The organism is Mycobacterium bulgaricum, from assembly GCF_041287165.2.
Lineage (GTDB): Bacteria > Actinomycetota > Actinomycetes > Mycobacteriales > Mycobacteriaceae > Mycobacterium > Mycobacterium bulgaricum.
This window is the reverse complement of sequence record NZ_JBGGKV020000006.1, coordinates 333,406-356,847: the sequence shown is the minus strand read 5'-3', so window position 1 is coordinate 356,847 and position 23,442 is coordinate 333,406. Positions and strand designations below refer to the sequence as shown.

The following is a 23,442-nucleotide window of genomic DNA, read 5'->3' as shown; positions in this document are numbered from 1 at the left end:
CCATGCAGCCTCACCCGACCCACCCGGGTCACAGCCCAACGTAACAACACGAAGTAACTGCAACTACGAACTTAAGGACCGACCATGTTGGCCCAGTCGGCGCTGGTCTTGCCGCGCACCAGGTCGGGCCCGGCGCGGTCGAGCTTGATCGCGTCGTCGAACGGGTGCTCCGCCATCGCTGCCTCTCGTCGCCGTTATGTAGGTCAGCATACATAGACTCGTCTCCACGCAAGGGCGAGGGAACCGTCTGTGGCTGTGCGCAGGAGGTTGAGGAAGGCGGCTAATGCGCCGCGGCGTCCCAGCTGCGGCCGTATCCGACCGAGACCTCGAGCGGGACGTCGAGTGAGTAGGCGCCGCCCATGTGTTCGCGGACCAGCGCATCGAGTGCGTCGCGTTCACCGTCGGCGACCTCGAAGAGCAACTCGTCGTGGACCTGCAGCAGGGTGCGTGACGACAGCCCGGCGTCCTTGATGGCCTGGTCCACGTTGATCATCGCGACCTTGATGATGTCGGCGGCACTGCCCTGGATCGGTGCGTTGAGCGCGGCACGTTCGGCGGCCTCCCGCACCTGCCGATTGCTGCTGTCGAGTTCGGGCAGATAACGCCTGCGACCGAAGACGGTCGACGTATAGCCGTCTTTGCGGGCCTGGTCGACCACGTCGCGCAGGTAGTCGCGTACTCCGCCGAACCGCGCGAAGTACTGCTCCATCTGTTCTTTGGCCTCTTCGGTGGAGATCTTCAGCTGCTGGGACAGCCCATAGGCGCTGAGTCCGTAGGCCAATCCGTAGGACATGGCCTTGACCCGCCGCCGCAGTTCGGGGGTGACCTCGTCGATCGGCACCGAGAACGCCCGGGACGCGACGAACGAGTGGAGGTCCTCGCCGGTGTTGAACGCCTCGATGAGGCCCTCGTCCCGCGACAGATGCGCCATGATCCGCATCTCGATCTGGCTGTAATCGGCCGTCATCAGCTCGGCATACCCCTTGCCCACGACGAACGCGTCGCGGATGCGGCGACCGGCTTCTGTGCGGATCGGGATGTTCTGCAGGTTCGGCTCGGTGGAGGAGAGCCTGCCCGTTGCCGCGATCGTCTGGTTGAACGTCGTGTGGATTCTGCCGTCGGACGCCACCGAGTTCAGCAGCCCGTCGACAGTAACCTTCAACCTGGTTGCATCGCGGTGAGCCAGCAGGTGCTGCAGGAACGGATGCCCCGTCTTTTCGAAAAGACCCTGAACGGCGTCCGCATCCGTGGTGTAGCCGGTCTTGGTGCGCTTCGTCTTCGGCATCTCGAGCTCGTCGAACAGCACGACCTGTAGCTGCTTCGGAGAACCGAGATTGATCTGCTTGCCGATGACGCCGTACGCCGCCTCGGCCGCGTCGCGGATCTGGGCGGCGAACTCGCTCTGCAGTTCCGAGAGCATCTCCAGATCGACGGCGATGCCCGCGGTCTCCAGCTCTGCCAGCACGCGCTGGACGGGGAGTTCCATGTTGCCCAGCAGCGACACAGAATCGATGCGGGCCAGTTCCTCGTCGAGGGCATCGGCGAGATCCCTCACGGCGCTCGCACGCAGAAGCAATGTCTGCACCGCCTGGTCGTCGACGCCCTCACTGTCATCGAGCAGCGAAAGCTGTTGCTGCTCAGGGTTATCCGCCCGCAACTCACGTTTGAGGTACCGCAGGGACAGGTCGTCGAGGGCAAAGCTGCGCTGGCCGGGCCGCACCAGATAGGCGGCCATGGCGGTATCAGAAGTGACGCCGGCCAGTGTCCAGCCTCTGCCCAGCAGGTCATGCCTGGCCAGCTTGGCCTCGTGAAGCGCCTTCGGCGCATCCGCGTCCGCGATCCACGACGCCAGTGCCGCCTCGTCCTGCGGGTCCAGGCGGGTCGTGTCGATGTACCGGCCGTCACCGTCGGCCGCGACGATCGCGACGGCGGTGGCATCGCTGTCGAAGGCCAGGTGATTGCCCACGACCGCCAGCCCGAAACGCTTGCCGTCGCTGCGCTCGGCGAGCCACGCGGCCAGCGTTCCCGGCTCCAGGGCACCGCCGCGGACGTCGAATCCTTCCTCGACCTCCGGGTCCACCGACGCGAGCGTGTCGAACAAGCGGTCGCGCAGCACACGGAATTCCAGGTCGTCGAACAGGCGGTGGATGTGGTCGCGGTCCCACGGCTGCATCCGCAGCGTGTCCGGCGTCTGCGCCAGCGGGACGTCCTTGACGAGGTCGGTCAGCTGCCGGTTCAGCAGCACGCTCGACAGGTGGGCGCGTAGTGCGTCACCTACCTTGCCCTTGACCTTGTCGACGTTGTCGACCAGAGACTGCAGCGAGCCGTACTCGGCGATCCATTTGGTGGCGGTCTTCTCCCCCACCCCCGGAATGCCGGGCAGGTTGTCGCTCGGGTCTCCGCGCAGCGCCGCGAAATCCGGGTATTGGTTCGGTGTCAACCCGTACTTCTCTTGCACCGCCTCCGGAGTGAAACGGGTCAGTTCGCTGACTCCCTTGCGCGGATAGAGCACCGTGACGTCATCGCTGACCAACTGCAGCGAGTCACGGTCACCGGTGACGATGAGAACCCGGTGCCCCTCACTCTCAGCCTGGGTCGCGAGCGTGGCGATGATGTCGTCAGCCTCGAAGCCCGGCTCGGCGAGGACAGTGATTCCCAGCGCGCCCAGGACCTCTTTGGTGATGTCGATCTGGCCCCGGAACTCATCCGGGGTGGCCGACCTGCCCTCCTTGTACTCCGGGTACTTCTCTTTGCGGAACGTCTGGCGGGAGACGTCGAAGGCGGCCGCGATGTGGGTGGGCTGCTCGTCTCGCAGGAGGTTGATCAGCATGGCGGTGAAGCCGTAGACCGCGTTCGTGGTCAGCCCGCCCTGGGTCTTGAAGTTCTCGGCGGGCAGCGCGTAGAACGCCCGGAAGGCCAGCGAATTGCCATCCAGCAGCATCAGCGTCGGCTTCTCGTCAGCGGCTGGGCCGGCCTTCTTCTCCGATGCAGTCTTGGCTGGGCTCACGGCTTCACTCTAGGCACCCGGTCCGACAGCCGGGCCACCCTGGGCGGGGTCGTCGGATCGGTCGGCGATCATCCGCCGCGCCCGCTCGCTGAGGAGGCGGGCGGCAGGGCTGATGTCGCCTCTGCGCCATGCCCACACCAATTTGCCACGCAATTGGGGCGCCAGGCGCAGCGCGTGCAGATCGGGGCTACTACGCGCCATCGACTGCGGCAGGATTGCCACCCCCAACCCGTGGCGCGCCAGGTCGGCGAGTTCGAGCGGATTGGTCGCCTCGAAAGCGATCCGCGGTCTCAATCCCTCGGCGGCGCAAGCATTGTCGAGACGTGACCGCAGGCCGGTGCCCGCCGGCAACGAGATCAGCGGGTGTTCGCACAGGACGTGCAGCGACACTGTTCTGCGCCGCGCGAGCGGATGGTTTGGCGCGACGGCCGCCTCCAACGACTCGTCGGTAATCGCCACGAAGTCCGCCCCGTCTGGGTGCTCGTCGACGCCGATGGACACGATCGCGGCATCCAGGCGGCCGTCGGCCAACTTGGCCAGGAGGACATCTGAGTTGTCGGTGCCCAGGGTGATCTCGACGTCGGGGTAGTCGGCGTGGAAGTCGGCCATCAACCCCGCGACATCTACGGGGTGCAGCGTCACCGTGCCGATCGCCACGGACCCGCGTACCAACTGCGCGACGTCGTCGACCGCAGCCTGCGCGTCGCGGACGGAGGCCAGCGCCGCTCGCGCGTGGGGAAGCATCGCCGCACCGGCCTGGGTGAGTCGAACGTCGCGGCTGGTCCGCGTCAGCAGAGGTTGCCCCACCAGACGCTCCAGGCGTCGGATCTGCGCGCTGACAGCAGGCTGGGCCACCCTCTCTCGCGCAGCAGCGCGCGTGAAACTGCGTTCCTCGGCGACCGCGACGAAATATTCGAGCTGACGTAGCTCCATAAGCGACAATTATAGATACCAGTCGCGATATCTATTGGACTTATACATGGACACTACGCAAGGTAAAGGTATGACCACTTACGTACTAGTCCCCGGAATGTGCCACGGCGCATGGTGTTTCGACGACCTCACCGACTCACTGCGAGATGCCGGCCACCGTGTCCTGGCCGTCACCCTGACCGGTGTCGCCGAGCGGTCCCACCTGATGCCCGGCGGTGTCAACCTCGACACCCACATCACCGATGTCCTGGCCGAGATCGAAACGCGTACCGCCGCAACCGACAAACTGGTCCTCGTCGGGCACAGCTACGGCGGTATGGTCATCACCGCTGTCGCCGACCGCATTCCCGACCGCGTCGACTCACTCATCTTTGTCGATGCCGTGGTCCCGCATGACGGCGAAGCCTGCTGGGACCTCGTCAACGATGAGGAACGTCGGTGGTATGTGAAGGTCGACGACAGCGGTTTCGGTGTCCCGCCGATGCCGTTCTTCGACCCGCGAGCGACGTCGCACCCGCTGGCCACCGTGCTGCAGCCGCTGCGCCTCGCGGGCGACCTGGGCCGGTTTCGCAAGCGCGTATTCGTCTACGCGTTGGACTGGCCGGGTGAGTCGCCGCTGCAACCGTCCTACGAGCGGGTCCGCGACGATCCGGCCTGGATCACGCACGAGCTCGACGGCAAGCACAACCTGATGCGCGACAACCCGGACGACCTGCTGCGGATCCTGCTCGACACGGCGGCTTGAGTCAGAACCGGCCGGTGCGGATCCAGTCGATCGCCATGTCCGCCGGGACCTGCGGGTCGACGTGCACCGCGAGCGTGGAGCCCGGTTGCACCCGCGCGAGATGCATCTGGGCGACGACTTCGTCGAAAACCGCGCGGTAGGGCGGACTTCCGTCGTCACGCGCCACCAGCGCCTGGATTCGGACGACGGGCGACATGTTCATGTACGAGCCGACCGTCCAAACACCCTCGACGGTGGCGGTGGCAGGCAGGCCACCGCCATTCGTCAGCTGCGAATGCCGCATCATCTTCATGCCGATCTCGCTGGCGTCGGCCGCCTCGTGCATCCGGTGGGGGATGTCGCCGATCTGACCGAAGAACGACGAGGGCCGTCCCTGTGACTCGAGGTACTGCTTGTTGGCGCTGTACATCCGCGCCCAGTCCTTGAACGGGTTGGGCATCAGTAGCCCAAGAAGTTCCGGAACTGCTGGCCGACGGCCATCGACTGACCCATCCGCTGCACCCAGCCGTCGAGCGCGGCCTTCGTGTCGGCGGGATTCCAGCCGCGCTCCTGAGCCAGTGTGATCATGCCTGCCTCGTTGTTGATCCGGCGGGCCTGCGCCTCCCGAGCCAGATCGGCGTAGTCCTGCAGCGAGATGCCGTTGATCGGCTCCCAGATCGGGTCGTCGCCTGCGACCGACCGGGTCGAGGGCCCGCCGAAAGCCGCCGGATCCATCAGGCCGGCGCCCTTCACATGCACGGCTCCGGGCTGCTGGTAGCTCTGCGGTTGGTTGAACGCCTGCTGCGCCTGCTGCGCCGCTTCCTTCGCCTTCTTGAAAAAGCTCATCGTGGTCTCCTCGGTCATTCGCCTCGGTGGCGTGGACCAAGTGGACATCCGGCGCGCTGCTACCGATCCCAACTCTGCGAAAACTGGAACACGTTTCAATATCTGGTCGTCGAGTCGGTACGCTGACCGCGTGTCAGCTTCTGCGCAACCAGCGGTGGACGGGTGGTTCGCCAGCGATGGGTCTGGTGATCCGTATCTGATAGGCGGTAAATGCCATGAGTGTGGGACCTATGTGTTCCCGCCGCGGGCCAACAACTGCCCCAACCCCGGCTGCGCCGGTGACGAGCTGGCCCAGGTGCCGCTGTCACGGCGCGGCACGCTGTGGAGCTACACCGAAAACCGCTACGCACCACCACCGCCGTATCCGTCACCGGATCCGTTCGAACCGTTCGCCGTGGCCGCGGTCGAGCTCGCCGAGGAAGGCCTGATCGTGCTCGGCAAGGTCGTCGAGGGCACCCTGGCCGCCGACCTGAAGGTCGGCATGGAGATGGAACTGACCACCATGGCGCTCTACGTCGACGACGACGGCATCGAACGCACCGTGCACGCCTGGAGGATCGCATGAGCCCCGAGCCCGTTTACATCCTCGGCGCCGGGATGCACCCCTGGGGCAAATGGGGCCGCGACTTCACCGAGTACGGCGTCGTCGCCGCCCGCGCGGCCCTGGCCGAAGCCGGCCTGGATTGGCGCCAAATCCAACTCGTCGCCGGTGCCGATACCATCCGTAACGGCTACCCCGGCTTCGTCGCCGGCGCCACCTTCGCCCAGAAACTCGGCTGGAACGGCGTGCCCGTGACCTCCAGCTACGCGGCATGTGCCAGCGGCTCCCAAGCACTGCAGAGCGCCCGCGCCCAGATCCTCGCCGGGCTGTGCGACGTCGCGCTGGTCATCGGCGCCGACACCACCCCCAAAGGCTTCTTCGCCCCCGTCGGCGGCGAACGTAAGAACGACCCCGACTGGCAGCGTTTCCACCTCATCGGCGCGACCAACACCGTCTACTTCGCGATGCTGGCGCGTCGCCGCATGGACCTCTACGGCGCCACGCTCGAAGACTTCGCGAATGTGAAGGTCAAGAACGCCCGCCACGGCCTGAACAACCCCTACGCCCGCTACCGCAAAGAAGCCACCGTCGAAGACGTACTGGCCTCCCCCGTCGTGTCGGATCCGCTGCGCCTGCTCGACATCTGCGCCACCTCCGACGGCGCGGCCGCCCTGATCGTGGCTTCGAAAGCCTTCGCCGAAAAGCATCTCGGCTCCGTCGACGGTGTGCCGTCGGTGCGCGCGGTCAGCCTGCAATCCCCGCAATACCCCCAGCATCTGCCCGAGCTGCCCGACATCGCCACCGATTCCACCGCCGTCGTGCCTGCCCCCGACCGGGTGTTCAAAGACCAGATCCTCGACGCCGCCTACGCCGAAGCCGGCATCGGCCCCGGCGACCTCAGTCTGGCCGAGGTCTACGACCTGTCCACCGCACTGGAACTGGACTGGTACGAACACCTCGGATTGTGCGCCAAAGGCGAGGCCGAGCAACTGCTGCGCAGCGGCGCCACAGCGATCGGCGGCCGCATCCCCGTCAATGCCTCGGGCGGGCTGGCCTCCTTCGGCGAGGCCATCCCCGCCCAAGCCATCGCCCAAGTCTGCGAACTCACGTGGCAACTCAAAGGCCAAGCCACCGGCCGCCAAGTCGACGGCGCCACCGTCGGCATCACCGCCAACCAAGGCCTCTTCGGCCACGGCTCCTCCGTCATCGTCGCCCGCTAGGAACTCCCCCTGCACCGCGAGCGCGCGTGTTTGCACAGCGGCGCGCCGCGCACGTTGGCATTTTGTGCGCGCTCGACGCGGTCAACAGAGCTGCGGCTGAAGTCATTTCGGCTGGAGTAAGCCAGGGAGCCGCGAAAGCGACCGGCGAAGCCCGTCACGAATGCGCGCACAATGCCGGGAAATCGCGGCGCGTCGGCATCCAGACACGCGCGCTCGCGGGGCGAAGTAAGGGTCAGGCCACACCGAGGTAGGCCGCGCGGATGCTGTCGTCCGCCAACAGCTCTCGCGCATTACCGGTTCTGGTGACTTCGCCGGTCTCAAGAATGTAGGCACGATCGGAGCGGCTCAACGCCTGTTGTGCGTTCTGCTCGACGAGCAGGACTGTGGTTCCGCTGGCGTTGATCTCAGCGATGATCTTGAAGATCTGTGAGATCACCATCGGCGCCAAACCCATCGACGGCTCGTCGAGCAGCAGCACCTTGGGCCGCGCCATCAGCGAACGCCCGATGGCCAGCATCTGCTGTTCGCCGCCGGACAGTGTGCCGCCGACCTGACTCCTGCGTTCGGCGAGCCGCGGGAACGTCTCCAGCACCCAGTCCAGGCGTTCGGCATGTTCGGCCTTGTTCGGGAACTTCCGCCCGTAGCAACCCATTTCGAGGTTCTCGATGATGGTCATCCCCGGGAAGACGCCGCGCCCCTCCGGTGCCTGGATCAGACCTTGGGTGACCCGGTTGTGGGCCTTGACCTTGCTGATGTCCTTGCCGTCGAACCACACCGAGCCAGACGTCAACGGGAGCAAGCCCGAGATCGCGCGCATCATGGTGGTCTTGCCCGCCCCGTTGGAGCCGAGCAGCGTGACGAGTTCGCCTTCGTGCACTGTCAGCGACACCGAATGCAGTGCCTTGATCCGCCCGTAGTGCACCACGACGTCGCGCACCTCGAGCAGGACGGGTCGGGTTTCAGATGACGTCATCGTCTGGCACTCCCAGGTACGCGGCGATGACCTTCGGGTCCTCGCGGATTTCGGCGGGTAGGCCGTCGGCGATCTTGCGGCCGAACTCCAGCACCACGATCCGGTCGGTCACACCCATCACCAACCGCATGTCGTGTTCGATGAGCAGCACCGTGTACCCGTCGTCGCGGATCTTGCGGATCAGGTCGATCAGCGCCGACTTCTCGCTCGGGTTGAAGCCGGCGGCGGGCTCGTCGAGGCACAGCAGTTTCGGTTCGGTGGCAAGAGCGCGGGCGATCTCCAGCCTGCGCTGATCGCCGTAGGGAAGGTTCTTCGCCTTCTCCTCCCCGCGGTGGGCGATCCCCACGAAATGGAGCAGGGCAGCCGATCTCTCGATCGCCGACTTCTCTTCGCGACGGTGCCGCGGCGAGCGGATCAGCGCACCCGGCACCGATGTCCGGTGCCGCGCATCGGTTCCGACCATGACGTTCTCCAACGCAGTCATCTCGCCGAACAGGCGGATGTTCTGGAAGGTGCGGGCGATCCCGAGACGGGTGATCTGATGACGCTTGATCCGACCGATCGGTGAGCCGTCGAAAGTCACGGACCCCGCCGAGGGCCGGTAAACGCCGGTGATGGCGTTGAAACACGTTGTCTTACCAGCCCCGTTGGGCCCGATGAGTCCCAGGATCTCGCCGCGTCGAATGTTGAACGTGACCGCATCGAGCGCGGTGAGTCCGCCGAACTTCACGGTGAGATCGGTGGTCTGGAGCAGGACCTCGCCCTCGTCGGCGTTGATCTCGCGGTGCACACTGGCGATCTCGGCGACGTTGTCTTCGAAATCCTCCGGGGCCGTCATTTCGCCGGCTCCGTGTCCGTGGGCTTGGCTCTCAACAGATTTCGCGCCGCCCTCCCATAGGTCAGCAGCTGCTGGCGAACCGGGAACAACCCCTGCGGCCGGAAAATCATCAGCACCACAAGGGCGAGGCCGAAGAACAAATACTTCAAATTGCCCATGTCGATACCGAGGAAGTGAACCCCGAGAAGGCGATTCGGCAGATAAACGATGATGAACGCACCAAGAATGACGCCGAGTTTGTTTCCCTGACCGCCGAGGACGACCGCGCACAGGAACAGCATCGAGTTGATGATGTTGAACGTCGGCGGGGCGACGTACTGCACCTGCCCCGCATACAACGCGCCGGACAGACCTCCGATTGCGGCGCCGATGGTGAAAGCCCACAACTTGAACTTGAAGGCGTTGACCCCCATGACTTCTGCAGCGTCCTCGTCCTCACGGACGGCGATCCATGCACGCCCGACGCGGCTGCGCTCGAGGTTCCCGACGAACAGCAGGATGATGACTATCAGAATCAGCCCGAGCCAGAACCACCACGTCCCGTAGTTCGCGTCACCGCCGGAGTTCGACACCGAGAACACCCCTTGGGGATGCTGCTCGCTTTCGAGGAAGTGCGGGAAGGCAACCTCGTTGAGGCCTCGGGGGCCGTTGGTGATGTCTGCGAGGTTGTCGGCCATCAGGCGGATGATCTCGCCGAACCCGAGCGTGACGATGGCCAGGTAGTCGCCGCGCAATCGCAGTGTCGGGAACCCGAGGATGAGGCCGGTCAGCGCGGTGAACGCCATGGCAAGAGGCACGCACGACAACCACGCCCAAGGGGTGCTGAAGAAACCGCTGGGGCTCATCTGGTTCCACGGGCTCTCCGGGCTGGTGAGCAGCGCCACCGTGTAGGCGCCGACCGCGTAGAACCCTACGTAGCCCAGGTCGAGCAGACCCGCCTGTCCGACAACGACATTGAGCCCGATCGCAATGATCGCGATCATCGCGAACTGGGCCATCGTGCCGCCGAAGCTGATGCCGGGAGTGTCGATGAACCCAGGGGTGAACAGCGGCGACAGCGCGACGCCGGCGAACAGGACCACCCCGAACACCCATTTCTGGGGACGGTTCAGTCCGTCCCACCACGCCATCACCTTGCTCCAGAGGGTCGTCATGCACGCGCCTTCCCGAGGCTCTCGCCGAGGATGCCGGTCGGCCGGATCAGAAGCACCAGGACCAGAAGCACGAACGCGACCACGTCGCGCCACTGCGTGCCGAACACCGCCTGACCGTAGTTCTCCATCACGCCGAGCAGCAGGCCGCCGAGCAGCGCACCTCGCAGGTTTCCGATTCCGCCGAGCACCGCGGCCGAAAATGCCTTGATTCCCAACAGGAATCCGCCCGAGTAGATGATCCCCTGCGGCACCTTCAGGGTGTACAGCAGTGCCGCAGCGCCGGCCAGCAGACCGCCGATCAGGAACGTCGTCATGATGATGCGTTCACGCGAGACGCCCATCAGCGTCGCCGTCGTCGGGTCCTGCGCGACGGCTCGGATGCCGCGGCCGAACTTGGTGCGGTTGATCGCCAGATCCGTCAGCACGGCGAGCACCAGGGCCGAGGCCACGATGACGATGGTGATGTTGGAGATGGCGACCCCGAAGAACTCGAACTGGGTCTTGGGTTGCACCAACACGATCGGCTGCTGCGCGTTCGGCCCGCCGTAGCCGGGGATGATCTTCGGCAGGATGAACAACACGAACTGCTGCAACACGAACGACATGCCGATCGCGGTGATGAGGAAGGTCAGCGCGCGGGCGTTGCGTTTGCGCAGCGGACGGTAGGCGATGAACTCGAGCCCGACGGCCGCGCCGCCTGACACGAGCATCGCGAACAGCATGGCGACGCCCAGGTACAGAATCGTCAGCGCGACACCCTTGTTGTAAGCATTGCCGCTCGGCGTGAAGCCCAGAATCATGTCGAGCGCGAAGTACGCACCGAACATGCCCAGCATGAAGATCTCGGAGTGCGCGAAGTTGATCAGCCGCAGCACGCCGAACACCAGGGTGTACCCGACAGCGACCAGGGCGTAGATCGCTCCCCACGACAGGCCGTCGATCGTCAACTGCCAGAAGCTGTCGACCAGCGCTCCGACGTTGAAGTTGATGTTTGCGGCCAGATTCATCCGGTGGAGAGCTCCTCAGAGGTTGGGGACCGAAACGAAACGCGTCCGAGCCAAACACTCTCGGACGCGTTTCGCATCAGCGGTTACTGAACGTCGTAGATCCAGATCAACGTCGTCGTCAGCTCGCCTTCCGGTGTCCACTGATATTCACGAGCCACGCCCTGGCCCTTGTAGCCGCGGACGAAGTCGAGCAGCGCCGGACGCGTGATGGCCCCCGAGTCGATGCCCTTCAGCAGGATGGTGCCCAGGTCGTAGCCCTCGGCACTGTAGGTGCCGGCGTCCTGGTTGAACTTCTGCTTGTACTCCTCGGCGAACGTGCCGGTGGCCGGACCGCAGGGGCAGGCCAGCACGGCGCCCTTCGAGGATTCGCCTGCCTGCTTGACGAACTCAGGGTCCTTGGTGCCGTCGGCGCTGGCGAAGATGCCCTCGTAGCCGCCGTCGCGCAACTGCTGGACGAGCGGCGCAGCCTCGGCGTAGTACCCGCCGAAGAAGACCGAATCCGGTGCGGCACCCTTGATCTGAGTGACCGCCGCGGAGAAGTCCTTGTCGCCCTTCTTCACCGAGATGTTGCACGCCGAGTCCGCGACCGGGCCGAGGGTGTCGCGGACGGCCTGCGACAGGCCCAGGCCGTAGTCGGTGCTGTCGTCGACGACGCAGACCTTCTTGTGCTGCAGCGTGTTCTTGAGATAGTTCGCGACGGACGGGCCCTGAACACCGTCGTTCGCGAGACCGCGGAAGAAGGTCTTCCAGCCGTTCTCCGAGAGCGTGACGTTGGTGGCCGACGCGGTGGTGGAGACGAGACCGGCCTGGTCGAAGACGCCGCCGGTGGCTTTCGTCTCACCCGAGAATGCGGGTCCGACGAGGCCGATCGTGTACTGATCGTCGACGATCTGCGGGGCGATCGCGGTGGCCTTCTGCGGGTCACCCTCGGTGTCGAACGGCTTGAGCTGCACCTGGCAGCCGGGATTCGCCTCGTTGTGCTTGTCGATCGCGAGCTGCACGCCGTTCTTGATGTTGATGCCGAGAGCCGCGTCCGGGCCGTTGAGTGCACCGGCCATGGCAATCGACACCGGCGGGCAGGTGGCATTGCCGTCGCCGGCAGGGTCCGCGGGTTCGGCACCCGTGCTCGCGGCGACTTCGGCGCCGTTCTCGTCGATCTGTACTTTCTCGACGATGCTGAGATTGCTCTGCGCTGATTCCTCTTCGGGCGCGCCCTGATTACAGCCGGCGACAGCCAGCGCAATCAGACCTGCACCACCGAGAGCAAATGCCTTGCGAGCCACACGACTGCGCACGTCCCACCTCCGGTTCAGTGTTTTGCTCGGCATCGTCGGGTGTCCGTCCGGGGTCCGATTGCGACCACATCGCCGATGCTTCGCCGACGACCATAACCAACGCACAGGCTGATCGCGTGGTCTTGGAAAACGCGTCGCACGGTTGGACGGGGTGAGCCGGTCAAAAGTCGGGTGCGGAAACGCAGACTTAACGGGCGGTGGTGGAAAGAGGCGCTATTTCGGCGTGGCGTCGGGTGCCTCAGCGGGTGGGTCCAGGGTCTCGAGGACGACCTCGGCGACGCGCTTCATCGTCGTGCGCCGGTCCATCGCGGCGCGCTGGATCCACTTGAACGCCTCGGGTTCCGACATGTTCTGCTTCGACTGCAGCAAACCTTTGGCGCGCTCGACGAGCTTGCGGGTCTCCAGGCGGTCGGACAGCGACGCGACCTCTTTCTCCAACTCGGCGATCTCGCCGAAGCGGCTGACCGCGACCTCGATGGCCGGAATCAGGTCGGTGATGCTGAACGGTTTGACCAGGTAGGCCATCGCGCCGGCGTCCCGGGCCTTCTCGACCAGTTCACGCTGGCTGAAGGCGGTCAGGATGACGATCGGGGCGATCCGCTTGCTCGCGATCTCCGACGCGGCGTCGATGCCGTCACGACGCGGCATCTTGACATCCATGATCACCAGATCGGGACGCAGCGACTCGGCCAGGTCGACCGCCTCCTGGCCGTCTCCGGCTTCCCCGACGATCTCGTAGCCCTCCTCGCGCAGCATCTCGGCCAGGTCGAGGCGGATGAGCGCCTCGTCCTCGGCGATGAGGACGCGATGCGGCGTGGCAGCGGCGTCTGACGACGGCGCGGGAGCGGAAGACCCGGAAGACATGAGAGACATTGTGTAGGTCGCAGGCGATATGGGCGAGCGCGGGGCCATCCTCTATGGTGATAGGCCGCGCCACCTACGGTCGCCGCGAACGCCCTCGTATCCCAATTGGCAGAGGAAACGGATTCAAAACCCGTCCAGTGTGAGTTCGAGTCTCACCGAGGGCACCACCAACGACCCGGCAGGGGCAGCGGGAGGCTGCCGAGCCGCGCCTCGTGACGACCGTTGAGTGCGCTGGGGCCACGCGGTTCTCTGCGCCGGTACGGTAGTCCTGCGAAGAGCTGCGCGTGTCAACCGCCACGGGAGGGGTGTCATGGCTGAATATCGGATCGATGACCTCGTCCGTTTGACCGGTGTGACATCCCGAAATATTCGTGCCTATCAGGAACGAGGTCTGCTTCCGAAGCCCACACGTTCCGGCCGAGTCGCCGTCTACGACGAGAACCATCGCTGGACGCTGGAGATGATCGCCTTTCTGCTGCAGAAGGGTTACAGCATCGCGCACATCTCGGATTTCATGGACGGCTTCGACCGGAATCTGAACTTGGCCGACATCCTCGGACTTCGCGACCTGGCTGAGGAAACAGGTATGGAAAAGGTGCTGCGAGCACCGTGGAACACCTCCGCGCGTCATGTCGAGGGCCCGCCCAGGTGTGCCGTCCCTTTGCGTGTGGACAAATCCAGTGAACTCGCGCGCAAGCTGCTCGCCTATCAGATTGCGCGCGAAGACGGCGACGATCTTGTCCTCAACGACGCCGCGGTCGCGGAACGTGTCGCTGCTGCGAAAGATGAGGGCTTCTATCTCCGAGTACTTGTCAGCGTGTCCGAGGCGACCCAGGAGGCCGTGCAGAAGTTGGCCGATGTCACAGTCGACGAACTCCGCGATCGCCTTGTCGACCAGTACGGAGACGGATGGATAGCGCCACCGGATCAGCGTGCCGACCTGGCCGCCACAATCACCGATGTTCGTGAGCTTGGCGCGAGTGTGGTTGGTAGCCAACTGAATCGGGCGTTGGAGAACAGCGTGCTGCGTGTGGTCGGCCAGTATCTCGAGGGCGTGATGGTCCGGCACGACCTCACGTCGGAAGAGCTCACCCGGGCACTGTCCGAAGGCGTGGCCGATACCAAGGACCTATCCGGTCAGTCGTAATCTGTGACCCCCATCAAGCGGCTGCTGAACGCCATCCCTCGGGTGACGAGAGCGGGCGCAAGACGCTTCACTCTCCAGGTCAGCTTCGCATCGAGCTGAGGCATCACATACAGACTTCCCCTGTCGTTGGCGTCCAACGATTTTCGTGCGACAACCTCAGGTGCCATGCCCCGCGCCGCCATACGCGCCGCAAACTCGACCGGTCCTGGCGAGATGCGGCCGTTGTGCGCGACATTCGTGGCGACGAAGGTCGGGCAGACCACAGTGACCGAGACACCGGACCCGACCATTTCCGCGGCCAGTGTCTCAGAAAGCGAGATGACGCCGGCTTTGCTGACGCAGTATGGCCCCATGACGGGGGCAGCGTTGAAACCGGCTGCCGACGCGACATTGATAATTCCCGCTCGCTGGGTGGACCGAAGGATCGGCGCGAAAATCTCGCATCCGTGAATCACGCCGAACAGATTGATACCGAGCACCCAATTCCAGTCGTCGAATCCGATGGTGCCGACCCTTCTGCCACCCGCCCCGACTCCTGCGTTGTTGATGAGCAGGTTCGGCGGCTCTCCGAAGTATTCGATGGCGGCGCTGGCCAGATGTTCGACGTCAGATCGCTGAGCGACGTCACACGGGACGACACACGCACGGCCCCCGGCGTTTTCGATGAGCCGCACCGTTTCGCGGGCGTTGTCGACCGAGATATCTGAACAGACAACCGCGCCTTTGCGGCGGGCCAGTTCCCTTGCGAACGCACGGCCGATTCCACTTCCGGCGCCGGTCACCACGGCTCGGGCTGACCTCGACACCGGTACAGGACGAAACACTGGCGCACCTGCTTTCACTTGGCTGACGAGCTGATGTGCAGGACATGACGAACAAACGACGCCGCTTGGCGCAGAGCGGCCACGGATTCGGGCAGGCGCAACGACGCCTGAAAGACATGCGCTTGCCCCGGCCAGATCTGCAGATAACTGGTGGCGCCATGGGCCGACAGCACATGGTGCAGATGCTGGGCATCGGCTCGCAGCATCTCATTGCCTCCGGCTTGGATGAGAGTGGGAGGGAACGCGACGACGTCGTCGAGTGTGAGAGTGATCCGCGGGTCGCTCCGATCGGAGCCGGCGATGTACAGATCGACGAGGCGACGGCAGTCGGCGGCCCTGACCAACGGATCAGGCCGATGGGCTTCCTGCGTCGTCGCCAATCCCAGACTCAGGTCGACCAAGGGCGATAACAGGACCAACCCGGCCGGCGGGATCTCCCGCGAACGAGCCAGCGTCAAAGCAAGACCGAGGGCGAGATGACCACCGGCCGAGTCACCGGCGAAGACGATCTTTCCGGGTGCGTAGCCCAGGCCGACCAGATGACGATAGGCCACCGCGACATCGTCCGCGGCCGCCGGAAACGGATGCTCCGGAGCCAGGCGGTAATCGACACTGAAAACCGGAAGACGTGTGCTCTCGGAGAGTCTGGACACCAAGGCACGGTGGCTACGCGCCGACAGGATCGTGAAAGCGCTGCCATGCATGTACAGCACCACTTCGTCGCTGTCTCCCACGCCGGGTGCCCTCACCCATTCGCCGCGTATGTCACCGGCGCGCACCACCTCGACAGACGTTCCAGGGATTGGGCGCGCGAACCTCGTCGGCAGGTCCGTCACGACGCGCAGAAATGCCACCCCCCGCCGGGTCAGGCGGAGACGCCGCATGAGCGGCCGCATGAGCACCGCCGTCACGAATTGACTGCGCGACGCCGCGCGAGAAGCGCCCGGCAGCAGAGCACTGTCGACGACGACCGGTTCTTCCTGGTGACCGATGGTCATGTAGGCGCGGAGCCGGCGAATGTGTGAGCGAGGTCCCCGTAGGCCACATAGTCGTGCAGATCGACGTTCTTGAGGATCTTGCGATAGGTCGTCGCGAACCCGGGAAACATGGTCGAGTTGAAGCCGTCCTCGGTCAGATACCAACTGCGACAACCGCCGCTGTTCCACGTCGATCGGGTCAGTCGCTCCTGTAACCACCGGTTGTACTCTGCCTGCGCCTCCGGCGTCACCTCGAGCGATCGAAGACTCCGACTACGCGTCAACGAAATCAGCTCCACCGCATAGTCGATCTGCGCCTCCATATACATCAGGGCCGACGTATGCCCGGGTCCCGCGTTCGGTCCGAAGGTGAAGTACAGATTCGGATACCCCGCCACGCTGACACTCTTGTACGCGAATGCACCCCTCGCCCATTCCTCGTTCAACGAGCGTCCGTCACGGCCGGTGATCTCGATCGGTGGTCCGGCCTTCGTGACTTCGTAGCCAGTGGCGCACACGATGACGTCGGCACGGTGTTCAATGCCTTCACACGTCATCACGCCGGATGCTCCGATGCGCGCGATCGGCCAGCTCACCAGCTCACAGTTGTCCGCTTGCAGCGCTGCCAGGTACTCGTCGGAAACAAGCATCCGTTTGCAGCCCGGCCGGTAGTCGGGAGTCAAACGGCGGCGCAACCAGTCGTCCTGCACTTGTGAACGCAGATAGCGCCTCCCGGCCGCGGCGATCGCGGAAGTGACGGCGGTATTCCACACCAGACCCAGCGCGCTGGTCTCGGTCGCCCGGAACAGAGCCGCGCGGGTCAGGCGCTGCGCCGGCGGAACCTTCCGGAAGATCTTGTTGATCGTTGCCGGGACCGTGACGTTGTGGCGAGGCAGTATCCATCCAGGCGTCCGCTGGTAGACCGTCACCTTGCCTGCCCGGCGTACCAGTTCCGGGATGAGTTGCACAGCAGTCGAACCCGTTCCGATGACTGCCACCGACTTTCCCTCGAAATCGAAGGAGCCGTCCCAACGAGCGGAGTGCATCAACACGCCTTCGAAGGCATCTATGCCCTGGATGTCAGGCAGCGATGCGTTCGCCAGAGGACCGTAGGAGGCGATCACATTCTTGGCGCGGTATGTTCGGCCACCGGCAGCGATGTCCCAGTGCCCGCCCCTCTCGTCGTAGCTCAGGCTGAGGACGTTGGTTCCGAAGCGGATGAAACGGCGCACATCCCACTTCGTGACGACATCGGTGATGTACCGCTGTATCTCGGCGCCCTCGGCATAGACCTTGCTCCATGAATACGGCGCGAAGGAATAGGAGTAGAGGATCGATGGGACATCGCACGCCACACCGGGATATACGTTGTCCCGCCATGTGCCGCCGACATCGTCGCTGCGCTCCAGGACGACGAAGTCCTCGACACCTCGCTCGATGAGCTTGATCGCCGCGCCGATGCCTGAGAAGCCGGCGCCGATCACGACCGCGGTCAGAATAGGCAAATCGCCGTCCGGTGGCGCGCAGTCTCGTTGCCGCACAGGGTCGTTCATACCGCCGTCTTGTACGTGAGCTCCTCGGACCAGGACGGGCGTTGTGGCCACCTGTCCTTCGGAATCCGCTTGGCGTAGGCAATCATCACAGCCTCGACCCTGGACCACACGGGATGGCGCTCCATGACCAGCCGCGAGAAAGCGCGGACGATCTTGTAGTAGGTATTCGACTCGAGCCTCGGATCCCGTTCACCGGCCTTGCGATAGCGGTCCATCGCTACTGACAGCCGCGAACCGTCCAACCCCATCGCGTAGAGCTCCTCCCGCATATTGCCGATGATCGGGAGCGTCGCAATCACATGTCGCAGGGAAAGGGCGCGCGTACTGTGGAGGATCTTGAACAGCACCAGTGCCGTCCGTCGGGCGCGTGCGCCTGAGAGCATGCCCATCACGTGGAATCCGACTGCGAGGTGGCGTGATTCGTCGGCGTTGATCTTGTTCAGCACCACTTTCAACAAGGGGTCCTGCACTTCGTCGGTCAAGAATTTGAGCAACGCCCCGTCGAGCGCCACTTCGAGCATCGGGATGATGGTCGCCTGATATTCGAACGGCGCCGTGTCCGCCATCTTGTCCATGGTGTCCAACGAGTGACAGATCAGAACGCCGGGCAGTGGGATCTCACCGTCCTCCAGCAAGCCCCAGCGCTTCATGAGCGCCAACTCGGCGTTCGCGTGCTTCTGCTCCTCGGCATGAAAGTAGCGATAGATCTCTTTGAGTTCTTCAGTCGGCGCATGCAGAGCCAGACCCGCGAACGCCCGCGCGCCGACGTGTTCGATCCACATCAGATCGGCCATGAAGGACTTGAGGTTCTCGCGCTGGTCCTCGCGGATCAGTTCGGCACCCGGGGCATCCCAGTCGATGTCACTCAACATCCACTGCCGCGATTTGATCGTCGCCAGCGTGTCTTTCAGGTCGAGCTTCGTCATACGGCACTCCTGGCTGTTCGTGCGAAATCCGTGAGCAGGCGGAACCATCCCCCGGGCTTATTGTCACCAGAGACTGTACCAGTTGTCAATGGTAGTATTGGACGGTGCAGGACCGTCCAGTGCTCGTTCGCCAGGGATGTGGCTCTAGCTCGACGTCGAAGCAGGCTTCGCCTAGTACAGATCGAGCCTGCGGTCGGCCAGCAGATCCACATGCTCGGTGAGCTTCTTGTCCCGACTCAGCGCGAGGTCGACGTCCGCCACGGCCCTCCCGACGCCGGAACCCACCGACGCCACGACCCATCCGTTCTGATCCACGATCGCCGTGCCGCCCGTCCACTCCTGCCCACGCTCCACGCCTGCGCGATCGCATGCCGCGACCGCCACGCGGTTGAGTCGCGCCGTCGACATCGCGGTGATCACTTCGCCCGGCCGCTCCCCCTCAGGCCGCGGGAACAGCGGCCAGTTCACGGGCGCCACGATCAACTCAGCCCCGCCCACCGTCACCTGCCGCGTCAACTCGCCGAACTCGAGGTCGTAGCAGACCATGACCGCCACCAAGCCGTGTGGGGTCTGCAACACGGGCGGACGCTGGGAGCCCGGCGTGAAGATTAGCCTCTCCCGATCCCACAGATGCGTCTTGCGGTAGATCGCCACTACTCCGCCGGCATCGATGACGGCCGCGCTGTTGTACAGATTGCCGTCCTCGCCCAATTCGCTGAAGCCGAGTACGGCCAACGAATCACCCACGGCGTCAGCCCATTTCGTGAAATGAGGTGCGGACGGTGACAACGCCGCAGCCCGCGCCTCGCCTTCGTCGGCGAACATGTAACCCGACGTCGCCAGCTCCGGCAGCACCACGATGTCTGCGCCGTCACGCACCGCCTCGGCGACAGCAGATCCGATGAGCTCGCTGTTGGCGTCGAGATCGCCGAGCACCGGATCGAGCTGACAACAGGCGATGCGTGTCATTCGACCAGGCTAGTCGCCCTTTCGGCGATAGGCTCGGGCGTGCTCAACGTTCGGCCCGCCTGCGTGCCCGAGGTGGTTCTGGGCGGTCAGACCTGGTCACCGGACCGGCACCGCGACGACCGCGTGGGTCGGCGGCTGCGCGTGCTGATGATCGCGAGTTGGATTGCGGCCGCCGTGTCCGCGGCGTTCGGCGTCTTCCAACTGACGCTGGGAGGCGACCTGTGGTGGCTCGGCGCCGTCAACGTCATGTGCGGCCTGGTGTTCCTGTCCATTCCACGGCTGTGCCCACTCGGTGAACTGGTTGCTCCGCTGACCTTCGTGACGTTCGCGTATGTGTCGGTGACGTTCATCTGCTACACGATCGGCACCGGATCCGGCCTCCAGTTCTATTTCGTCGTCGCGTCGTCCCTGGCGGTTCTCGTGCTCGGTATCGAGCGCATTGCACTCGCGGCCGTCATCGCGGCGATCGGAGTGGTCATCACGATCGGTCTGGAGCTGACCGTTCCCGAGGATCGCGGCCTCGGGCCGCCGTGGACTCTGACCGCCGGCTTCTTCAGCGCTGTGATCTCGTCGGCGGTGATGCTCGTACTGACCATCTGGTACACGCTGCGCGAGATCGACCGTGCCGAGGCAGCCATGGAGGCGGAGTATGAGCGGTCGGAGCGCCTGCTGGCCAACATCCTTCCGGCCACCATTGCCGAAAGACTCAAGGAACCCACCCGCACCGTCATCGCCGACAAGTACGACGACGCGTCGATCCTGTTCGCCGACATCGCGGGCTACACCAAACGCGCCAGCGACACCGCCCCCGCCGAACTGGTCCGGTTCCTGGATCGGCTCTACACCGACCTCGATGCGCTGGTCGACCGGCACGGCCTGGAGAAGGTGAAGACCAGCGGTGACTCGTACATGGTGGTCAGCGGCGTGCCGGTTCCCCGCTCCGACCACATCGAAGCCCTCGCTTGCCTCGCACTGGACATGGCCGATGCGGTCGCGGGCCTGAAAGACCCTCAGGGACGCGATGTTCCACTGCGCATCGGGATGGCCACCGGCCCCGTCGTCGCGGGGGTCGTCGGCGCGAAAAAGTTCTTCTACGACGTCTGGGGCGACGCGGTCAACGTCGCGGCCAGGATGGAGACGACGGACGTCGAGGGCCGAATCCAGGTGCCCGACAGCGTGTATCAGCGTCTTCGGCATGCGTTCGAGTTCGAGGAGCGCGGTGTGGTCGAGGTGAAGGGCAAGGGCCCGATGCACACCTGGTATCTCGTGGGGCACCGGGCCGAGGTGATCACACCTTCCGGTTCTCCGACTTGAGCAGCCACGCCAGTTTCTCTAGCCCGTCGATCAACTGGTGCAGGATGTCCGCCGTGCTCGGGTCCTCGGCATCGACGAGATCGTGGACGATTCGCAGCGTGTCCACGGTCGCGTAGATACGGACGCTGATCAGGTCGACGACGTCGCCGGTGCTGCGCTCGTACGCCGGGAACTCCGGCAGCGACGTGGTGGCAGCGACGGTGTCGGAGCGGCCGTCCGGGACCGCGTCCAGCGCACGCATCCGCTCGGCGATCGTGTCACTGGCCTCGCGGGCGAAGTCGACGACCTCGTCGAGTTGCAGGTGCAGGTCGCGGAAATTGGTCCCGACGACGTTCCAGTGCGCCTGCTTGCCCTGGATGTGCAGCTCGATCAGGTCGACCAGCACCCGCTGCAGGGCGTCACCCAGTTCCGGGGAGGCCTGGAATCCCGCGACCTCAGCTTCAGTCCGACGTGCATTCGTTGTGGTTTCCATGCTCATACCAACGCCTCCTAATCTGGAATGAGTCCAGATTACGCCGTCCTACTCCGTGGCGGTAGTCACAGTGTGCTTGTCCTGCTTCTCCAGCAGTCGCGCGTAGCCGGCTCCCATGCCGAGCAGGATCAATCCGACGACGATGAACACGACAACACGGAAGATGCCGCCGAGCGTGCCGAGATCGAACAGGAACAACTTGGCCATCGCGGCCGCGACCAGCCCCAGCCCACCGCCGATCGGGAGGGAACGGTCATCGCGCGGCAGTCGCGCGGCGTAGGCGAACAGCGCAGCGGCCATCGCGATCCAGACGATCGTCGCGGCCATGTGCCCGGCGAAAAAGCCGCCGTCATCCCCGCTGATCAGCATCCCGGCAGTCACGGTGAACGACGTCACGGCGTAGACGACCACCGCGACCGCACCCACCCACAGAGCACTCTCCGCACGGTCCCACGCCCACACGAGCGCCACCGCGGCCGCGGCAAGCAGCACGCTCGACACCAGCGTGGAAATGCCTGCGGCAGTGTCGGTTTGCGTCGCTTCGAGCAGCGCGTCGAGCGGCAAGTAGGTCAGATGCGCTGCCGCACCGACGACCCCGAACCCGATCGCCGCCCAGCGCGCGACGATGTCGTGGCGGCCGGCCACCGCAACCACCACCGCCATCGCCAACAGCACCGGTCCCGCGATCTTGCCGTCGAACGCCGCGGTCACCGCGATCAGCGCGGCCACCGCCGACGTCGACGCAAAGACATGCCGCACCACGCCGGACACCCCCGGCAGCCGGTCCCCGACGAACACGATGGCCAGCAGCGCCGCGGCCACCGTCGCTGCCATCAGGGAGGCGACGACACGGTCTACCGCCAAGTTCGCCGACAGCACCGGCGCCATGCCGAAAGCAGTCAGCAGCGCCAGCGCTGTGCGATTCCTGGTGCCAGGCAACAGGATCAACGCCGCCACGACAGCGATGACTGCCGCGATCGCGCACGCTCCGGCCAGCAGTAGGTCGTCGCGACCGTCGAAGTACCGCGCCACGAGCGCCACCAGCAGCGGCAGGACCGCGGCGCTGATACGTGCGGCATGCAGCCAGATCCAGTCCCTGCCGAGCTGCACCGGCAATGACACGGCCGCCAGCGCCAACATCAAACCGACCAGCAGCAGCGAGATTCCGTCGGCGACGATCGGAGCCAGCGCGATCAACGGCACCAGCACGAGCAGGCCGAGATGCTGCGAGTCCCAGCGGCGCGCCAACGTCAGGCCCGCACCGGCGATCACGGCTGCGGCGATCAGCCCGACCGGCGCGGACACCCACTCGTAGATCGTCGTGACGGCGATGACGTCCATGTAGGCAGCAGCGGTGCCGGTGGCGACCAGCGCGATCGCACCGACCCGTCCACCGGGGCGGTTGTGCAGCCACCAGCCCGCGCCCACCAGCGCCCCGGCCAGCACCGCGCCCGCCGCCACACGGAACTCCGGCCGCAGAATTCCCGCCTGGGCGGCCAGCACGAGCAGCAGCACGACGCCGATCAGCGTGACGGCCACACCGGCGACGGCCAGCAGCTTTCCGATCCAGCCTTCCGACCGCTCCTTCGGCGGCTTCGGTGCGGGCGGATTCGGATAGGGCCGGAACGGCACGGGTTGCGGTGCGTACCGCTGCTGCGGCCAGTACGGCTGCGGCCAGTACGGCGCCACCGGCTGAGGCGCGGGCGCGGGCGGTACCGTCGCACGGCGGTCTGCGAGGAGTCGGTCGAGCTCGACCAGATCCGTGGACACCCGCGCAAACTGGTGCGAGAGGGCGGCGAAGTCCGCCGAGAGCCGGGTGATGACGGCAGTGTGCGGTTCGGTCATGCCAGCATCGTCG

Annotated in this window: 22 protein-coding genes and 1 tRNA gene; 6 read left to right on the top strand and 17 right to left on the bottom strand. The window is 65.1% G+C overall.

Annotated features, from left to right (window positions below):
- Window positions 1-280: 280 nt before the first annotated feature.
- Both polA and ACAG24_RS18720 read right to left on the bottom strand, forming a co-directional pair.
- Window positions 281-3,007, bottom strand: coding sequence for a DNA polymerase I (gene polA, locus ACAG24_RS18725; RefSeq protein WP_445206217.1), 2,727 nt, complete (start codon window positions 3,005-3,007; stop codon window positions 281-283).
- A gap of 9 nt (window positions 3,008-3,016) precedes the next feature.
- Window positions 3,017-3,940 carry a LysR family transcriptional regulator gene (locus tag ACAG24_RS18720; RefSeq protein WP_370474172.1) on the bottom strand — a complete coding sequence of 308 codons (924 nt, stop codon included), beginning with the start codon at window positions 3,938-3,940 and terminating at the stop codon, window positions 3,017-3,019.
- Window positions 3,941-4,010: 70 nt separating this feature from the next.
- On the opposite strand from ACAG24_RS18720, the gene ACAG24_RS18715 reads away from it, so the two are divergent.
- The gene (locus ACAG24_RS18715) at window positions 4,011-4,685 is read left to right on the top strand and encodes an alpha/beta fold hydrolase (protein ID WP_370474171.1); all 675 of its coding nucleotides are present in this window, start codon (window positions 4,011-4,013) and stop codon (window positions 4,683-4,685) included.
- Window position 4,686: 1 nt separating this feature from the next.
- Here the strand turns inward: ACAG24_RS18715 and ACAG24_RS18710 are convergent, their stop codons facing one another.
- On the bottom strand, window positions 4,687-5,124 hold the full coding sequence (locus ACAG24_RS18710; protein WP_370474170.1) for a hypothetical protein: 438 nt from the start codon (window positions 5,122-5,124) through the stop codon (window positions 4,687-4,689).
- Entirely contained in the window at window positions 5,124-5,510 is a 387-nt protein-coding gene (locus ACAG24_RS18705; protein WP_370474169.1) for a hypothetical protein, read from the bottom strand. Before ACAG24_RS18705 ends, ACAG24_RS18710 begins: the two co-directional genes overlap by 1 nt.
- A gap of 130 nt (window positions 5,511-5,640) precedes the next feature.
- Here ACAG24_RS18705 and ACAG24_RS18700 point away from each other — a divergent pair, with 130 nt between their 5' ends.
- Together ACAG24_RS18700 and ACAG24_RS18695 are read left to right on the top strand one after the other, a co-directional pair.
- Complete coding sequence (locus tag ACAG24_RS18700; RefSeq protein WP_370474168.1) at window positions 5,641-6,075, top strand: Zn-ribbon domain-containing OB-fold protein; 435 nt, start codon at window positions 5,641-5,643, stop codon at window positions 6,073-6,075.
- A complete protein-coding gene (locus tag ACAG24_RS18695) occupies window positions 6,072-7,271 on the top strand; it encodes a lipid-transfer protein (protein WP_370474167.1) in 1,200 nt (399 codons plus the stop codon). Before ACAG24_RS18700 ends, ACAG24_RS18695 begins: the two co-directional genes overlap by 4 nt.
- 232 nt (window positions 7,272-7,503) lie before the next feature.
- Here the strand turns inward: ACAG24_RS18695 and ACAG24_RS18690 are convergent, their stop codons facing one another.
- The 6 genes from ACAG24_RS18690 to ACAG24_RS18665 all read right to left on the bottom strand — a co-directional run bounded on the left by ACAG24_RS18690 (window position 7,504) and on the right by ACAG24_RS18665 (window position 13,402).
- The gene (locus tag ACAG24_RS18690) at window positions 7,504-8,244 is read right to left on the bottom strand and encodes an ABC transporter ATP-binding protein (protein ID WP_370474166.1); all 741 of its coding nucleotides are present in this window, start codon (window positions 8,242-8,244) and stop codon (window positions 7,504-7,506) included.
- Window positions 8,231-9,082, bottom strand: coding sequence for an ABC transporter ATP-binding protein (locus ACAG24_RS18685; protein ID WP_370474165.1), 852 nt, complete (start codon window positions 9,080-9,082; stop codon window positions 8,231-8,233). The genes ACAG24_RS18690 and ACAG24_RS18685 overlap by 14 nt, the downstream gene beginning before the upstream one ends.
- Window positions 9,079-10,236, bottom strand: coding sequence for a branched-chain amino acid ABC transporter permease (locus ACAG24_RS18680; RefSeq protein WP_370474164.1), 1,158 nt, complete (start codon window positions 10,234-10,236; stop codon window positions 9,079-9,081). Before ACAG24_RS18680 ends, ACAG24_RS18685 begins: the two co-directional genes overlap by 4 nt.
- On the bottom strand, window positions 10,233-11,243 hold the full coding sequence (locus ACAG24_RS18675; RefSeq protein WP_370474163.1) for a branched-chain amino acid ABC transporter permease: 1,011 nt from the start codon (window positions 11,241-11,243) through the stop codon (window positions 10,233-10,235). The genes ACAG24_RS18680 and ACAG24_RS18675 overlap by 4 nt, the downstream gene beginning before the upstream one ends.
- A gap of 83 nt (window positions 11,244-11,326) precedes the next feature.
- Window positions 11,327-12,538, bottom strand: a complete 1,212-nt coding sequence (locus tag ACAG24_RS18670; RefSeq protein WP_370474162.1) for a branched-chain amino acid ABC transporter substrate-binding protein — start codon at window positions 12,536-12,538, stop codon at window positions 11,327-11,329.
- 213 nt (window positions 12,539-12,751) lie between these two features.
- A complete protein-coding gene (locus ACAG24_RS18665) occupies window positions 12,752-13,402 on the bottom strand; it encodes a two-component system response regulator PdtaR (RefSeq protein ID WP_370474161.1) in 651 nt (216 codons plus the stop codon).
- Between the two features lie 90 nt (window positions 13,403-13,492).
- Here ACAG24_RS18665 and ACAG24_RS18660 point away from each other — a divergent pair.
- Window positions 13,493-13,569 (top strand) — tRNA-Leu (locus tag ACAG24_RS18660).
- Between the two features lie 143 nt (window positions 13,570-13,712).
- On the top strand, window positions 13,713-14,549 hold the full coding sequence (locus ACAG24_RS18655) for a MerR family transcriptional regulator (RefSeq protein ID WP_370474160.1): 837 nt from the start codon (window positions 13,713-13,715) through the stop codon (window positions 14,547-14,549).
- On the opposite strand, the gene ACAG24_RS18650 is transcribed toward ACAG24_RS18655, so the two are convergent.
- The 5 genes from ACAG24_RS18650 to ACAG24_RS18630 all read right to left on the bottom strand — a co-directional run bounded on the left by ACAG24_RS18650 (window position 14,540) and on the right by ACAG24_RS18630 (window position 19,798).
- On the bottom strand, window positions 14,540-15,355 hold the full coding sequence (locus ACAG24_RS18650) for an SDR family NAD(P)-dependent oxidoreductase (RefSeq protein WP_370474159.1): 816 nt from the start codon (window positions 15,353-15,355) through the stop codon (window positions 14,540-14,542). The genes ACAG24_RS18655 and ACAG24_RS18650 overlap by 10 nt on opposite strands.
- Before the next feature lie 32 nt (window positions 15,356-15,387).
- Window positions 15,388-16,284 carry an alpha/beta hydrolase fold domain-containing protein gene (locus ACAG24_RS18645; protein WP_370474158.1) on the bottom strand — a complete coding sequence of 299 codons (897 nt, stop codon included), beginning with the start codon at window positions 16,282-16,284 and terminating at the stop codon, window positions 15,388-15,390.
- Between the two features lie 83 nt (window positions 16,285-16,367).
- Entirely contained in the window at window positions 16,368-17,903 is a 1,536-nt protein-coding gene (locus ACAG24_RS18640) for a flavin-containing monooxygenase (RefSeq protein WP_370474157.1), read from the bottom strand.
- A complete protein-coding gene (locus ACAG24_RS18635) occupies window positions 17,900-18,829 on the bottom strand; it encodes a ferritin-like domain-containing protein (protein WP_370474156.1) in 930 nt (309 codons plus the stop codon). Before ACAG24_RS18635 ends, ACAG24_RS18640 begins: the two co-directional genes overlap by 4 nt.
- A 171-nt stretch (window positions 18,830-19,000) precedes the next feature.
- Entirely contained in the window at window positions 19,001-19,798 is a 798-nt protein-coding gene (locus ACAG24_RS18630) for a nitrilase-related carbon-nitrogen hydrolase (RefSeq protein WP_370474155.1), read from the bottom strand.
- 39 nt (window positions 19,799-19,837) lie between these two features.
- Here ACAG24_RS18630 and ACAG24_RS18625 point away from each other — a divergent pair, with 39 nt between their 5' ends.
- Complete coding sequence (locus ACAG24_RS18625) at window positions 19,838-21,112, top strand: adenylate/guanylate cyclase domain-containing protein (protein ID WP_370474154.1); 1,275 nt, start codon at window positions 19,838-19,840, stop codon at window positions 21,110-21,112.
- On the opposite strand, the gene ACAG24_RS18620 is transcribed toward ACAG24_RS18625, so the two are convergent.
- On the bottom strand, window positions 21,087-21,590 hold the full coding sequence (locus ACAG24_RS18620; RefSeq protein WP_370474153.1) for a Dps family protein: 504 nt from the start codon (window positions 21,588-21,590) through the stop codon (window positions 21,087-21,089). The two genes, ACAG24_RS18625 and ACAG24_RS18620, sit on opposite strands and share 26 nt — an antisense overlap.
- 42 nt (window positions 21,591-21,632) lie before the next feature.
- Window positions 21,633-23,429: a DUF2339 domain-containing protein gene (locus ACAG24_RS18615; RefSeq protein WP_370474152.1), complete on the bottom strand. Its 1,797-nt coding sequence runs from the start codon at window positions 23,427-23,429 to the stop codon at window positions 21,633-21,635.
- Window positions 23,430-23,442 lie beyond the last annotated feature (13 nt).

Bases quoted from the DNA above. Each gene is read 5' to 3' on its own strand.
- ACAG24_RS18690 (WP_370474166.1), bottom strand. From the start codon at position 8,244: ATGACGTCATCTGAAACCCGACCCGTCCTGCTCGAGGTGCGCGACGTC.
- ACAG24_RS18705 (WP_370474169.1), bottom strand. From the start codon at position 5,510: ATGAGCTTTTTCAAGAAGGCGAAGGAAGCGGCGCAGCAGGCGCAGCAG.
- ACAG24_RS18680 (WP_370474164.1), bottom strand. From the start codon at position 10,236: ATGACGACCCTCTGGAGCAAGGTGATGGCGTGGTGGGACGGACTGAAC.
- ACAG24_RS18620 (WP_370474153.1), bottom strand. From the start codon at position 21,590: ATGAGCATGGAAACCACAACGAATGCACGTCGGACTGAAGCTGAGGTC.
- ACAG24_RS18615 (WP_370474152.1), bottom strand. From the start codon at position 23,429: ATGACCGAACCGCACACTGCCGTCATCACCCGGCTCTCGGCGGACTTC.
- ACAG24_RS18685 (WP_370474165.1), bottom strand. From the start codon at position 9,082: ATGACGGCCCCGGAGGATTTCGAAGACAACGTCGCCGAGATCGCCAGT.
- ACAG24_RS18665 (WP_370474161.1), bottom strand. From the start codon at position 13,402: ATGTCTTCCGGGTCTTCCGCTCCCGCGCCGTCGTCAGACGCCGCTGCC.
- ACAG24_RS18640 (WP_370474157.1), bottom strand. From the start codon at position 17,903: ATGAACGACCCTGTGCGGCAACGAGACTGCGCGCCACCGGACGGCGAT.
- ACAG24_RS18695 (WP_370474167.1), top strand. From the start codon at position 6,072: ATGAGCCCCGAGCCCGTTTACATCCTCGGCGCCGGGATGCACCCCTGG.
- ACAG24_RS18720 (WP_370474172.1), bottom strand. From the start codon at position 3,940: ATGGAGCTACGTCAGCTCGAATATTTCGTCGCGGTCGCCGAGGAACGC.
- ACAG24_RS18715 (WP_370474171.1), top strand. From the start codon at position 4,011: ATGACCACTTACGTACTAGTCCCCGGAATGTGCCACGGCGCATGGTGT.
- ACAG24_RS18710 (WP_370474170.1), bottom strand. From the start codon at position 5,124: ATGCCCAACCCGTTCAAGGACTGGGCGCGGATGTACAGCGCCAACAAG.
- ACAG24_RS18675 (WP_370474163.1), bottom strand. From the start codon at position 11,243: ATGAATCTGGCCGCAAACATCAACTTCAACGTCGGAGCGCTGGTCGAC.
- ACAG24_RS18655 (WP_370474160.1), top strand. From the start codon at position 13,713: ATGGCTGAATATCGGATCGATGACCTCGTCCGTTTGACCGGTGTGACA.
- ACAG24_RS18635 (WP_370474156.1), bottom strand. From the start codon at position 18,829: ATGACGAAGCTCGACCTGAAAGACACGCTGGCGACGATCAAATCGCGG.
- ACAG24_RS18630 (WP_370474155.1), bottom strand. From the start codon at position 19,798: ATGACACGCATCGCCTGTTGTCAGCTCGATCCGGTGCTCGGCGATCTC.